A 12,966-nucleotide genomic window follows, 5' to 3' on the forward strand; every position below is an offset into this window, starting at 1 on the left:
GCCGTACGAACCCGGCCGGTCGGCGGGCGGGCAGGTCGATCAGCCGTCGAGCGACCGGGCGTCTACCGGTTACGCGTCGACCGGTCACGCGCCGGCCCCCCGCTCCTCCCGGATCTGCGACACCACCCCGGCGACGGTCGCCCGCACACCCTCCAGCTCGGTCAGGAAATGCCAGTAATCCGGATGCCGCCCCTCCAACGACCCGATCGCCCTCTCCAGCCGAGCCACTGAGTCGTCGAGCGGACGCGCCTGCCGGGGATCGGGCGTGTTGCGGCCGGCCATGGCGAGCCGCTGCGCGTCCCGGATCGCGAACCGCGTCCGCTCGATCTCCCGCTGCGGGTCCTTCGCCACCTCGTTCAGCCGCCGCAACCGGTCCCCGGCCGCAGACACCGCCTCATCGGTCGTGTTCAGCAGCGCGCGCACGGTGGACAGCAGGGCCGTGGCGTCGGCCCACCGCTGCTCCTCACGAGCGGCCCGCGCCTCCACCAGCTTCGCCTCGGCCTGCCGGACGTCCTCCGCGGCCTGGTCAGGCACATGCTGAAGGTCCTGCCAACACTCCGCCACGAACCGCCGCCGCAACTCGCTGAGCACCGGATCCACCTGCCCGGTCCGCGTGGTGAGCGCCTGCGCGCGCGTACGCAGCGACACCAGACGGCGGTCGATCTCGGTGGCCCGCTCCGGCAGCCGTTCGGCCTCCGCGCGCACGGCGCCGGCATCCCGGGCGACCCGGTCGGCCCGCTCCAGCGTCTCCGGCACACCGTGCTGCCCGGCACCCTGGTTGAGCTTGGTCAGCTCGGGGGCGAGCGCGGCGAGACGGGCGGCCAGATCATCGGCCTTGAGGCCGCTCCCCCGCACCGCGTCGAGCGCGTTCGACGCGGCGAGCAGGGACTGTCGCGCCCGCTCCACAGCGGGAGCAAGCCGGGCAAGCTGAGTCTCGGCCTTGCCGAGCAGCGGCCCGAGCCCCCGTTCGAACCGATCAAGCTCCTGCTTGACCCGTACCAGCTCATCCTTGGCCCGGGTCAGCTCCGTACGCGCATGAGCGGCAACCGACGCCTCCAGATCATCCCGGTCAAGATCGTGAGCATCCACGGCATCGATGTACGTATGACTGACCTCGTCGATACGCCGGCCGAGCGCCTCGAAGTCGGCGACAGCGCGCCGGGCGGGCGGGCTGTCGTCGACGGCGGTGATGGTCTCGATCGAGATCCGCAGATCGCGCTGGGCCGTGTCGAGTTCGTAGAACGCGGCAGCCGCGGCGTCCTTCGCGGCCTGCGCCTCGGCCCGCTGGCTCTCGGAACGCCCACCGAACCACCGCCGCGTACCCCCGCCGGCGAAGGCGGCGGGCAGCGTCAGCGCGAGCAGCGGAAGCGGCAACAGCACGAGCCCCAACAGGTCGCGGCCCGCACGGGAGCGAGGTACTTGCTGTGCGCGCGGCACAAACGGCGTATACGGCTGTGAAGGTGTCGCCGGTGTCGCCGTCACTTCCCTCTCCCGTGCTGAGATCCGCCCTGCCCCGGTGGTGGCTTCGATTCATTCTCCCACCAGGTAAGGACGAACACACGGGCCGGTTAGTTCGCGGTACGCACCGTGACTTTCCCGTCCTGGGTGTGCGCGGACACGACATGGGAGCTGCTGTTGTCACGCGGCACGGACACATCCACGGACCCGTCCTGGGCACCGGTCGTGACCCGGTACGTGGCGTCCGGCAGCCCGATGGTGAGCGAACCATCGTGCCCACGCGCGGAGACCCGGTCCGGAACGGAGGCGAATTCAAGCCGGGCGGACCCGTCCTGCGTGTTCACGTCGACCCGCCGGGAGTCAATACCACTGCCACGAACAGACCCGTCCTCGGTACGCACCGTCAGGCGCCCGGACACGTCCTCGACCCGCACGGACCCGTCCGCGGCCCGGATGTCGAGGGCTTCCTTGAACCCGGTGGCCCGCACACTCCCGTCCTGGTCCTTCACGGTGAGGGCGACACCACGCGGCACGACGACCCGATGCTTGGCGGAGCAGTCAGCGACAACACCGGAGCAATGCACCCGAAGCGTGAGGGTGCCACCCTCATTACTCTTCTCCATGCTCCAGCTGATCTCGGGATCCTTGCCGATCGCGACACTGGCCTTGAACCACCGGGTGACCTGTACGTCGTCAACGTCCCCCACGACGAACTCCAGCGCCGAATCATCGGAGTCAACGGTCAACGTCCGGCCGTCGAGCGCGAAGGACCGCGTCTCAGGATCCTTGTCCTCATCAGCACTGTTCCCACACCCGGAGGCAAGAAGCCCCACGAAGACGACCCCCACACCGACGGCGACAGACCCCCCACGAAGCCGCCACCCACTCCTGCTCCTACTCCTACCGGTGCTCGAAGAACCCTGCCGACCACTCATACCGAGACTCCCCCAGATCCGCTGCCGCAACGGCCCCACGCCATCGCGCGGGGCCACACTTCGACCGTACGGATCAGACCCCGCCCGGGGGATCCGGACCACTCCCGGATCAGGGGTGGGGAAAACCCCCGCACGGCACCCCCGGGAACGGGTTTGCGGGGCACCACCCCGGGCAATGTAGGCTGTCGACTCGTCCCGGGCGCGTAGCTCAGCGGTAGAGCGCCGCCCTTACAAGGCGGATGTCGGCGGTTCGAAACCGTCCGCGCCCACCAGGTCCAGGACATGGTCAAGGCCCAGGTCAGCCGATACGCATCAGGCTGCCTGGGCCTTGCTCGTTCCCACCGGCTTCTCCCCACCGTTCTCCACGCACGCGCCGGGAAGAACCCCCCGACTCGCCCCCCCTGGACGCCGAGATCGCTGCGGGCCGTTGGGCCCCAGGAGGCGGCAAAGGCCTGACACGCCAGTGCCCCGTAACCGAGGGTGGACGGTCACGGGGCACGGCGATGCTCGCGTCGCGCTTTACGTGGCGTGCCGGGCGGCGAACCCGACGAACTCGCTCCAGGCAGTCGGCGTAAGGCTCACTATGGGCCCCGCTTCGACCTTCGAGTCACGGACATACGTCAGGTCCCGCCAGGGAGCGACCTCAACGCACTCACCCCCCGAACCTGTGCTGTAACTGCTCTTGCACCAGGCTGACGTGGGCACAGACTGTTCGGCGTTCATCTCTCTCCAAGCAACTGTTCGACGAAGGCCAGCGACTCGCGCGGAGTGAGCGCCTGGGCCCGGAGAATGCCGTACTGCTCCTCGATCTCCCTCACCGCCCTCCGCTCTGTGTAGAGACGGCTGTCCTTGAACGCCTCCACGTACGCGATCCTCTGCCCATCCTCCGTCTCGATCAAGGTGAAGGGTCCCTCCAACCCAGCATGCTCTTCCCGCTCGATCGGCATCACCTGGATTTCGACGTTACGCCGACGCCCGTGCAGCAGAATCTGCTCCAACTGCCCCCGCATCACCGTCCAACCCCCCCAGTGGGCGGTGCAGCACAAACTCCTCGATCACAAAACTGATGGTGGACAAGGGGGTGCGAGAGAAGACGTCCTGACGCGCCAAGCGAGCTGCCACCCGCTGGCTGACGATCTCCTCGTCCAGCAACGGCCGCCACATGGCAAACACCGCCCGAGCGTAGTCATCAGTCTGCAAGAGACCTGGCACAGCCTTCGTCGCGTACACGTGGAGAGCTGCCGCCTTGGTCTCCAAACGCGCCGCATCCCTGAAGAACGCCGGATACTGCGCCCGAGCAACCTCCTCCTTACCCACCCGCAACAACCCGCCCACATCCAGCACCTCGTCGGCGAGGTCGATGAACTTGGGTGGCGGAATGCGTCGCCCCTGCTCGTACGACGCGATCGTGGACGCGGAGTACCCCGTCCGGCGCCCCAACTCGGCCCGGTCCAGCCCCGCCCGCTCCCGGCACAGCTTCAACTGGCGCCCGAAGACGTGCAGTATCCCCGTCCCGAACTCGTACTCCCCCTCGGCCTGCTGTTCCTCCACGCCCCAGCACCTCCCGTACGTCGCCCACCGCCACCACCGAAGACCAACCCCGCGACCGCGACCCCCGTCCCGAACAGCCGCTCTGAACAGCCGCTTTGCGCACAACGGGCCGCGCCGAAGACCAGTGACGCCTCACCACGCGTACAACGGCACGTCGACGACGTACAACCGTCGCGGTCAGCGCGTCACGCCTGGTCAAAGCTACGCACCGCACACGACCGTGTACGTCATGAAGTCAGTGACTCCCCCACAAGGGCATATGCCACAACGCATCGCGCCCGTACAAGAGTTCGCCATGCAGTTCACTTCCACCCCACGCGGTGCGCGACTGGCCCGCCGTCTCGTCTCGCACCGCATGAACGACTGGGGCCACCCCTACACCTCGGGCACCAACGAGACGATCACGCTCGTCACGGCGGAGCTGACGGCGAACGCGGTCCGCCACGGGCACGTACCCGGACGGGACTTCCACCTGCGCCTCACGCAGGCCGGCGGCACGCTACGGATCGAGGTCACCGACACCCGGGCCGAGAAGCTCCCCGCCACGGGAACCCCCGATCCGGAGGGCGAATCGGACCGCGGTCTCCTCCTCGTCGAAGCCCTCACGGACGACTGGGGTGTCACCCCACGCGAGACCGCCCCCGGCAAGACCGTGTGGGCCGAGTTCCACGACAGGATCAGGCCGGTCCACAGACAGCTCGGGAGCCCTGGGATGGCGGTACCGCCGTCCCAGGCGGATGCTGGGGAGAGGACGGACGCCCTCCGCTCGCAACCAAGCGCGCACCCGAGCGCGCACCCGAGGAGGCTGACATGGCCGCTCATGTACTGCGTACGGCGCCCAGGCGGCGGATCAGGCTCGATGAGCATCTGCCGGTGGATCACCGGCTCAGCATGTTCTACCGGATCGGTGCGGGGCTCATGGGGCTCGTGCTGCTCGCCTTCGGGATCCTTGGGCTGATCGACCGCGTCGGCTTCTTCGACACCCAGGGGGACAAGGTCTCGGGGCTGAGCACCAACGGCGCGCTGAGCGTGATCTCGATCTGCGCCGGGTTGCTGCTCTTCGTCGGCATGGTCATCGGCGGCAACGTCGCCTCGACGATCAACATGGTTCTGGGCGTCCTCTTCATCCTCAGCGGCTTCGTGAACCTCGCCCTGCTCGACAGGGACCAGAACTTCCTCGCCTTCCGCATCCCGAACGTGCTGTTCAGCTTCGTGGTCGGCGTGATGCTGATGTTCTTCGGGATGTACGGACGGGTCGGCTCCGCCCTGCCCCACGACAACCCGTACTGGCGGTCCCGCCATCCCGAACAGGCCGAGCGTGAGCAGCGGGTGAAGGCGGGGGCCGAGTTGCGCGCGAAGGCGCTGGACCGGGGCGCGGACTCCACGGGCTCCGGCCCGGCTGCCGCCCCCGCCACCGCTCCCGCTCCGGCTCCCCTGGGAGAGGGACGCTCCGGCCGCTAACCTGTGCCCATGCCTCGTTACGAATACCGCTGCCGGACCTGCGGCGACACCTTCGAGAAGAGCCGTCCGATGGCCGAGTCGTCCGCGCCCGCGGACTGTCCCGCCGGTCACGACGACACGGTGAAGCTGCTGTCGACCGTGGCGGTCGGCGGTTCCGCTTCGGCCCCCGCGTCCGCACCGGGCGGGGGCGGGTGTTGCGGCGGAGGCTGCTGCGGCTGACCCGAGCCCCACCCGCACCGCTGACGCCCGGCTTCAGTCTGGCTTCAGCTTCCGTTCTCTAGCGTCGGGCGCGTGACCCAAAGCAGCGCACCGCAGTGGATCAACGGCCTGATGGACACGCTCGGCGCCCCCGGCGCGGGCATCGCCATCGCCCTGGAGAATCTGTTCCCGCCCATCCCGAGCGAGGTGATCCTGCCGCTCGCGGGGTTCGCGGCGAGCACCGGGCAGATGAACCTGTTCGCCGCACTGCTGTGGACGACGGCCGGTTCGGTCGTCGGGGCGTTCGCGCTGTACGGCGTGGGGGCGCTGCTGGGCCGCGACCGCACCATCGCTGTCGCGGCCCGGCTGCCGCTCGTCAAGGTGTCGGACATCGAGAAGACCGAGGCGTGGTTCTCGCGGCACGGCACCAAGGCCATCTTCTTCGGCCGGATGATCCCCGTCTTCCGCAGTCTGATCTCGGTGCCGGCCGGCGTCGAACGCATGCCGCTGCCCGTCTTCCTCGGTCTGACCACCCTCGGCAGCGCCATCTGGAACACCGTCTTCGTCCTCGCCGGCTACTTCCTCGGCGAGAACTGGACCGACGTCGCCGGCTATGTGTCGACGTACTCGAAGGTGGTGCTGGCCGGCGCCGCGCTCGCGCTGCTGGTCCTCGTGGGCGTACGCCTCTTCCGGCCCGGGCGCGGCGGCCGGCGGCGGGAGAGGGACACCCCCAGGGCTTCTACCGAATCGCGCTGAGGAACTCCCCGAGAATCCGCTCCCCCGCGGCCACCCCCCGCTCCGGCAGCGCGGTGACCCCCGGCGCCGTCCAGCCCGCCTCGGCCAGTTCGCCGTGGCCGGGGCGCCAGGCGTGGTCCGCGGCCAGCAGCAGGTCGGCGTCGAGCAGGGAGTCGCCGGCCGCGAGGGTGCGGGGCGCGCCGGTCCGGCGGGCCACCTCCCGCATGGCCGCGCTCTTGGTGAGCGGCTTCGGTACGGCGTAGACCTTGCGGCCCTGGACGGAGACCGTCCAGCCGCGGTTCTCCGCCCAGACGGCGAGTTCCTTCGCCCAGTCCGCGGGGAGCAGTTCGCGCTCGACGACGAAGTACACGAAGAGGTCCTCGGCGACGCGCTGCTTGAGCACCCAGGCCGGGTCGGCGGTGGCCGCCATGTGCGCGCGCACCTCGTCCAGCGGGGCGCACTCGTCCGCGAGGCGCGCGGTCACCCGGGCCTGCCACGCAGGGTCGGAGACGCCGTCGACGAGGAGGTGGCCGCCGTTGGCGCAGATCGCGTACTTCGCGGCGGGGCCGGGGAGTCGGATGCGGTGGTACTGCTCCCTGGTGCGGGTCGTCGTCGGGACGAAGTCCGCCGCGCCGCCCAGTTCGGTGAGCAGTCCGGCCGCGGTCTCGGTCACGTACGACAGCGGCTTGTTCTGGTACACCTCGACGCAGAGCAGGCGGGGCGCCTCGGCGTCGGGGCCGGTGAGGGCGAGCGCGTTGGCGGAGTAGATGAGTGTGCGGTCGAGGTCGCTGGCGACCAGGGCGCGCGGGGCGGGTCCGGGCATCAGGCCGTCACCGCCCTGCCGTCGGCGCCGGTCGCGCCGCGCGTGTACTTGGGGTGGATCAACCCGACGCAGGTGTACGGGAGTTCGGCGACCTCCTCGACGGGTACGCCGCGCTGTTCGGCGAGCAGGCGTACGTGGTCGAGGTCGGCGCCCGCCCCGGCCCGCGCGAGGATCTTCCAGGGGACGCGGCGCAGCAGCACCCGGGTCGTCTCGCCGACGCCGGGCTTGACGAGGTTCACGTCGTGGATGCCGTACTCCTCGCTGATCCGCTCGACCGCCGCCCAGCCCTCCCACGTCGGGGTCCGGTCGGCGGCGAGCAGTTCCTTGACGCGGGCGTCCACCGCGTCGCCGACCTCGTCGAAGCGGGCGGAGACCGCGTCCAGGAATTCGGCGGAGACGTCCGTGGCGGCGAGTTCGCGGTAGAACTTCGCCCCGTGGTAGTCGTGCTCCCCGACCAGGTCCGCGCGGAGCACCGTACGCGAGATGAGCCCGGAGACGGTGGAGTTGAGGCAGGCGGAGGGGATGAGGAAGTCCTCGCGGGTGCCGTACGTGCGCACGCAGGAGCCGGGGTCGGCGAGGACCGCGATCTCCGGGTCGAAGCCGCCGGCACCGCCGGAAGCCTCGAACTCCTCGATCGCGTCGGCGAGTTCTCGGGTGATGGCGCCCTTGCCGGTCCAGCCGTCGACGAACACGACGTCGGCCGGGGCGTGGTGGGCGGCCAGCCAGCGCAGCGCGTTGGCGTCGATGCCGCGTCCGCGCACGATGGAGACGGCGTAGTGGGGCAGGTCGAGGCCGTGGCGGTGTTGGGCCCAGCGGCGCATCAGCACGCCGACGGGGGTGCCCGCGCGGGCCAGGGAGACGAGGACGGGCCGCGGTGAGCGTTCCGCGAGGACGGTCTCGGTGACCGCGCCGACGGCCAGGGCGATGCGGGCGGCCGAGCCGGCGAGCGCGTCGCGGAACAGCTCCTGGTACTCGGGGCTCGGCTGGTACTCCACCGGCAGCGACTCCGCGTAGTGGGCGCCGCCGCTCTGGATGGCCTCCTCCCGTTCCTCGACCGGTGCTTCGAGCCGGGTGTCCGAGAGGTCCTGCAGCAGCCAGCCGACCTCGTCCGCCGCGTATGAGGAGAAGTCGGGGCCGCGGAGGGGCTCGGGCAGCATCAAGGACCTTTCGGCCCGCGCAGGTGCGGGTTCGGGTGCGGGTTCGGGTACGTACGAGGGGACGACGGCGAGCAGCACGCTGCCCGTGTGCGCGGCGAGTTGCGCCAACAGGCCGTCCGGGGCGTGCAGTTCGGGGGTGTCGGCGGCGGAGTCGACCACCGCGACGACGGCGTCGAAGCCGGCGCCGGCGACGTTGTAGGCGTACCGCTCGCCGGGGCCGTCGGCCGGGCCGTCGTGGGCGGGGAAGACGAGCCGGGTGCGGATCGCGTAGCCGGGGTCGTCGACGGCGAGGACGGGTGAGCGGGTGGTCGTGGAGTAGCGCACCTCGGCGTCGGTCAGCTTCTCCAGCGCGACGCCGAGCCGCAGCGGCGCGTACATCAGCTCCTCGAAGCCGAGGACGAGGACGCGGCCGTGGCGGGCGCGGGGCGGGAGCGCTTCGGCCATGCGGGCCGCCATGGCGGGCAGTGCGCCCTCCAGGAGGACGCGGTGCTCGGGCGTGAAGCCGTGCCGTCCGCCGTCGGGGAGGCCCTGGGGCCAGCCGAGGTCTACGCGGGCGATCACGCCGGGCCCAGGACGGGACGCGGGGGTCGCGGCCCCCGTGCGCTCGTGCTCGGCGACCAGCGCCTGTCCCTTCTCCAGTACGCCCTCGGGCAGCCGTACGGTGCCGGAGGCGGCCGTCACCAGGTCCACGGTCGCGTCGATCTCCTGGGCGAAGTCCGCGAGGCGGCCGAGGTCGGCGGCCGAGCGCATGTCGACCAGGGCGACGATCACGTACCGGCCGCGCGGATAGCGGGCGTGCAGGTCACGGATGGTGTTGAGGACCGTGTTGCCGGTGGAGAACTCGTCGTCGACGAGGACGAGCGGGCCGTCGGTGGCGAGCAGGCCGGGGTTCTCCGGGAGCAGCAGGTGCGAGGTGGCGTGCGAGTGGGACTCCTCGAAGCCGCCGGCCGTCGCGACGCCCTCGACCGGCCGCCGGGTGGAGTGGAGGCAGGGGGCGAGGCCCACGCCGTCCGCGACCGAGTGGCCGAGCCCGGTGGCGGTCTCGGCGTACCCGAGGACGACGGCCCGGCTCGCCGCCTCCTCGCCGAGCAGGTCGCGTACGCGCAGCCCGAGCGCGAATCCGTAGCCGTGGACGACGGCGGGCGACTGCGGTACGTGCTTGCCCAGCACGTTCGACACGAGCAGGTGCGCGCGCTTGGGGTTGCGCCGGAGTGCGAGCCCGAGCAGTTCCCCGAGCCCCTCGTCGCCGACGAGTTCGACGCCGAGGCGCTCGGCGACCCAGCTCCCGGACCAGACCTCGCGGGCGGGGACGTCGCCGGATCCGGCCTTGGTTCCGGGGCGGAAGCCCGTCGCGGACCAGACGCCGGAGCCGTCGTTCACAGCTTTGTTCATGAGTTCCTTGCGTGTCGGCCGAGGGTGGTGTGTCGGCCGGGGACGGTCAGTCAGTCGGCCGGGGTGGTGGGTCAGCCGGGGATTCCGGCGGCGAGCAGCTCCACGAAGCCGATGTCCTCGTTGGTGACGCCGAAGACCTCGGCGCGCTGGAGGGTGCGCTCCGCCCAGGCGCGGTGCGGCTTCACCTCGTTCATCTTGTTCGTGTACGCGGACCGCAGTACGCCTCCGCCGCCCCGCTCGGGCCGCAGGATGTCCTGGGCGTCGCTGAACTCCTCGTGGCTGACCACGGAGAGCGCGTGCACGGGCAGGACGTGCGAGGGGTGGATACAGGTCTTGCCCTGCAGCCCGTTGGTCCGGTCGAGGGAGATCTCCCTCAGCAGGCCGTCCATGTCGTGCTCGATGAGGGCGGCGCGCAGGTCCTCGGCCTCCGGGGTGAAGGGGCTGCGGCGCAGCTGCGGCTTGAACATGCGCTCCTGGACGCGGAAGTACTCCCACACGGGCCCGGTCACCGTGAATCCGGTGCCGTCGGCCCGCCCGAGGACGTTCACCACGTCCGCGATGACCGAAGCCACTATCTGGACGTCGTACGCGGTCATGTCGGGCGCTCTGCGCAGCCCGTACGCCGAGCAGAAGTCGGTGACGCCGAGCCGCAGGGCGAGCACGCGGTCGCGGTACTTGTCGACGGCCCGGAAGATTCCGGCGAGGGTCTCCGCCCGGGACTCGCGGTAGAGCAGTTCGGGCGATTCGAGGACGGGCATGGCGAAGAGCCGCCGCTCGCTCGCGCCCTCGGCCTCGGTGAGCGCCTCCAGGAAGGGGACGCCCCGTTCCTCGGTGAACTTCGGCAGTACGAATCCGGACAGGAGCCGCACGGAGGCGCCGAGGCGCCGGACGAGGTCGGGTATCTGCTCGGGCGTTCTGACCCGGATGAAGAGCAGGGGCAGCTCGTCCGCGGGGCGGTCGGCCAGGTCATGGAACTGCCGGACGAGGTTCTCCTCGGCGTCCGCGACGTCCGCGTCGTCGATCGAGTCCTCCAGGCACACCACCATGGAGACGACACCGCGGCCGGCCTGTTTCACGACGTCGTCGGCGAGCTTCTGCCTGGTGGCAGGGCTGTAGAGGGTGGCTCCGAGTGCTGCGGCCAGCACGCGGGGCGGGGAGTCCGCGGTGAAGACGCACGGCTCCTGGAAGAAGAGGCGGTCCCGCACCTCAGGGGCAATATGCCCGAAATGACGCATGAGTCTCCCCCGGGGCGGCTGGATGGCCTGACGATATGTGGCCGGTAATAGTACGTAGAGTTCCGTGTCCGGGGTTCCCGTCGGGCATGAAATTCAGGTAACGCAGACAAACACCATTGTGCCCGCACATCCGTGCGGCAAGCCGAGCGGGAGCACACCCCCACGTTGTCGTGACCAGGCCCGAGAAGGCAGGATGACCGTATGACGCACGCCATGCTGAAGGGGTCGAACGTCCCGCTGGACGCCACGGCGGTGCGCGCCGTGCTGCGCTGGACGCCGGGACGGGGTGTCCCGGACGTGGATGCCTCCGCGCTCCTTCTCGGTCCCGACGGCCGTGTGCGGTCCGACGAGGACTTCGTCTTCTACAACCAGCCCCGGCATCCCTCGGGGAAGGTGTGGCGACTCGGCAAGAAGCGCGTGAACGACGGTCTCGCCGAGGGGCTCACCGACACCATTCAGTCGGATCTGGCGGGCGTCGACAACGGGGTGGGACGGATTCTCCTTGTCGCTTCCGCCGACGGCGTCACCTTCGACCGGGTGCGCGCGCTGCGGATCGTGGTGTTCGACGCCACGATCGGGGACGCCGAGCCGCTGGCGTACTTCGACATCAAGCCGGAGACCGGTGAGGAAACCGCCCTGATCTGCGGTGAGCTGTACCGGCGCGGCGAGGGCTGGAAGTTCCGGGCCCTCGGCGAGGGCTATTCGAACGGGCTGCAGGGGCTGGCGGCCGACTTCGGCATCTCGGTGGACGAGTCCGGGGCCGAGGAGGCGCCGGCGTCCGCGGGGCGGGCCGGCTCGCAGCCGTTGCCGCCCGAGGAGCCGACCACGCAGGTGCCGCAGCAGCCGGTCCAGCCGGCGTACGGATATCCGCCGGCCGCTCCCGGTCCGGAACCGACGCGGCAGCAGCCGCCGGCCACGCAGCCCGCGTACGGGTATCCGCAGCCGACCAGTGCGCCCGCGTACGGATATCCGCCGCCGCCCCAGCCCGCCGCGGCGGCTCCGTCCGGCTACGGCTACCCCCAGCCGGTGGGCCCGGCCCCCGACCCGGACTTCCGCCTTCCCCCGCAGGGACCGCAGTTCATCGGCCGATAGGGGCGGGCACGGACGCCCAGGCCTCTCAGGGGTGCGGGGAACGGCGCAGTCTTTTGCCTTGAGGAGCGCGGGCCGGGCCTGCTCGCCCAGAAACGCGGGCCGGGCCCGACGGGCACTAACGGTCGGCCTTCGCCTTGTAGCCGCGGCCCCACTGCAGGCCCCAGCCGTAGAGACGGTCCAGCTCCGCCTGGAAGCCGTACACGAACTTCACCTCGCGACGCACCACCAGCTCGTTCTTGACGTTCTCGATCATGACGACCGCGCAGGACCTGGCCTGGGAGTGCCGCTCGTCGAGCCCGATCTCGATCCGGGGCCCGTTGCTCGGGTACAGGGTCACGATCGCGTGCGTACGGTCGAAGGCGGGGGTCTGGTCGTAGATGTAGACGAAGATCAGCAGCCGCTTGATGTTCTCGCGGTGGTCGAGGTTGACGAAGACCGTCTCGCCCGTTCCCGAGCCGAACCGGTCGTCACCGCTGAGCTTCACGTACGGCGGGCCGTTCAGGTCCCCCAGGAAGCCCCCGAGCGGCTGGACGACCCCCTTGGTGCCGTCGGTCAGCTCGTACATGCAGCCGAGGTCGAGGTCGACGTTGACCATGGACTGGGTGTGCGCCTGCACCACTTCCGGCTTCAGGGCCTTGAAGGGGTGCCGCAACAGGCTGCCCCGCTGGGGCCCGCCTATGTCGGAGGTCCGCATCCGCCACGAGAGGTTGATACGGAGATTGCCGGTGGCCGCACCCTGTTTGCTGAGTGAGATCGTCTGGTTCCGCTTGGTCAGTTCGATGGCGTTGGTCGCCGCGCTGCCCGAGTCGAACTGCGTCGAGCGCCCGCCCCACAGGCCTTCCCAGAAACTCATTCCCGCCCCCACGCTTGGCCTTCACCCCGCCCCGACGAAGAATCGGGGCCTCATACGCGGGGGCGGCTGCCGAGGA

12 protein-coding genes, 1 tRNA gene and 1 pseudogene are annotated in these 12,966 nt (G+C 70.5%); 6 read left to right on the top strand and 8 right to left on the bottom strand.

Going from position 1 to position 12,966, the window contains the following annotated elements:
* Window positions 1–84: 84 nt before the first annotated feature.
* Both K3769_RS11285 and K3769_RS11290 read right to left on the bottom strand, forming a co-directional pair.
* Entirely contained in the window at window positions 85–1,482 is a 1,398-nt protein-coding gene (locus K3769_RS11285; RefSeq protein WP_267026304.1) for a hypothetical protein, read from the bottom strand.
* An 86-nt stretch (window positions 1,483–1,568) separates the two neighbouring features.
* Window positions 1,569–2,393, bottom strand: a complete 825-nt coding sequence (locus K3769_RS11290; protein WP_267026305.1) for a DUF4097 family beta strand repeat-containing protein — start codon at window positions 2,391–2,393, stop codon at window positions 1,569–1,571.
* A gap of 197 nt (window positions 2,394–2,590) precedes the next feature.
* Between K3769_RS11290 and K3769_RS11295 the strand changes: the two genes are divergently transcribed.
* Window positions 2,591–2,665: transfer RNA gene (locus K3769_RS11295), tRNA-Val, on the top strand.
* A 247-nt stretch (window positions 2,666–2,912) separates the two neighbouring features.
* Here K3769_RS11295 and K3769_RS11300 read toward each other — a convergent pair.
* Window positions 2,913–3,116: a DUF397 domain-containing protein gene (locus tag K3769_RS11300; RefSeq protein ID WP_267026306.1), complete on the bottom strand. Its 204-nt coding sequence runs from the start codon at window positions 3,114–3,116 to the stop codon at window positions 2,913–2,915.
* Window positions 3,113–3,944, bottom strand: a pseudogene (locus K3769_RS11305) (helix-turn-helix domain-containing protein). Before K3769_RS11305 ends, K3769_RS11300 begins: the two are co-directional and overlap by 4 nt.
* A 355-nt stretch (window positions 3,945–4,299) precedes the next feature.
* Between K3769_RS11305 and K3769_RS40870 the strand changes: the two are divergent.
* The 4 genes from K3769_RS40870 to K3769_RS11325 all read left to right on the top strand — a co-directional run bounded on the left by K3769_RS40870 (window position 4,300) and on the right by K3769_RS11325 (window position 6,359).
* Entirely contained in the window at window positions 4,300–4,902 is a 603-nt protein-coding gene (locus K3769_RS40870; protein ID WP_308216310.1) for an ATP-binding protein, read from the top strand.
* Window positions 4,836–5,405: a DUF4383 domain-containing protein gene (locus K3769_RS11315; protein ID WP_308216468.1), complete on the top strand. Its 570-nt coding sequence runs from the start codon at window positions 4,836–4,838 to the stop codon at window positions 5,403–5,405. Before K3769_RS40870 ends, K3769_RS11315 begins: the two co-directional genes overlap by 67 nt.
* 9 nt (window positions 5,406–5,414) lie before the next feature.
* A complete protein-coding gene (locus K3769_RS11320; RefSeq protein WP_267026308.1) occupies window positions 5,415–5,624 on the top strand; it encodes an FmdB family zinc ribbon protein in 210 nt (69 codons plus the stop codon).
* A 111-nt stretch (window positions 5,625–5,735) separates the two neighbouring features.
* On the top strand, window positions 5,736–6,359 hold the full coding sequence (locus K3769_RS11325; RefSeq protein WP_282566604.1) for a DedA family protein: 624 nt from the start codon (window positions 5,736–5,738) through the stop codon (window positions 6,357–6,359).
* On the opposite strand, the gene K3769_RS11330 is transcribed toward K3769_RS11325, so the two are convergent.
* The 3 genes from K3769_RS11330 to K3769_RS11340 all read right to left on the bottom strand — a co-directional run bounded on the left by K3769_RS11330 (window position 6,343) and on the right by K3769_RS11340 (window position 10,945).
* Window positions 6,343–7,161, bottom strand: a complete 819-nt coding sequence (locus K3769_RS11330) for an HAD family hydrolase (RefSeq protein WP_267026310.1) — start codon at window positions 7,159–7,161, stop codon at window positions 6,343–6,345. The two genes, K3769_RS11325 and K3769_RS11330, sit on opposite strands and share 17 nt — an antisense overlap.
* Entirely contained in the window at window positions 7,161–9,710 is a 2,550-nt protein-coding gene (locus tag K3769_RS11335; RefSeq protein WP_267026311.1) for a phosphoribosyltransferase, read from the bottom strand. Before K3769_RS11335 ends, K3769_RS11330 begins: the two co-directional genes overlap by 1 nt.
* 71 nt (window positions 9,711–9,781) lie before the next feature.
* A complete protein-coding gene (locus K3769_RS11340) occupies window positions 9,782–10,945 on the bottom strand; it encodes an HpcH/HpaI aldolase/citrate lyase family protein (protein ID WP_267026312.1) in 1,164 nt (387 codons plus the stop codon).
* Window positions 10,946–11,146: 201 nt separating this feature from the next.
* Here K3769_RS11340 and K3769_RS11345 point away from each other — a divergent pair, with 201 nt between their 5' ends.
* Window positions 11,147–12,037, top strand: coding sequence for a TerD family protein (locus K3769_RS11345; RefSeq protein ID WP_267026313.1), 891 nt, complete (start codon window positions 11,147–11,149; stop codon window positions 12,035–12,037).
* Between the two features lie 115 nt (window positions 12,038–12,152).
* Here K3769_RS11345 and K3769_RS11350 read toward each other — a convergent pair whose 3' ends face one another.
* The gene (locus tag K3769_RS11350; protein ID WP_267026314.1) at window positions 12,153–12,890 is read right to left on the bottom strand and encodes a TerD family protein; all 738 of its coding nucleotides are present in this window, start codon (window positions 12,888–12,890) and stop codon (window positions 12,153–12,155) included.
* Between the last annotated feature and the right edge of the window lie 76 nt (window positions 12,891–12,966).

Source organism: Streptomyces ortus (assembly GCF_026341275.1).
Classification (GTDB): domain Bacteria; phylum Actinomycetota; class Actinomycetes; order Streptomycetales; family Streptomycetaceae; genus Streptomyces; species Streptomyces ortus.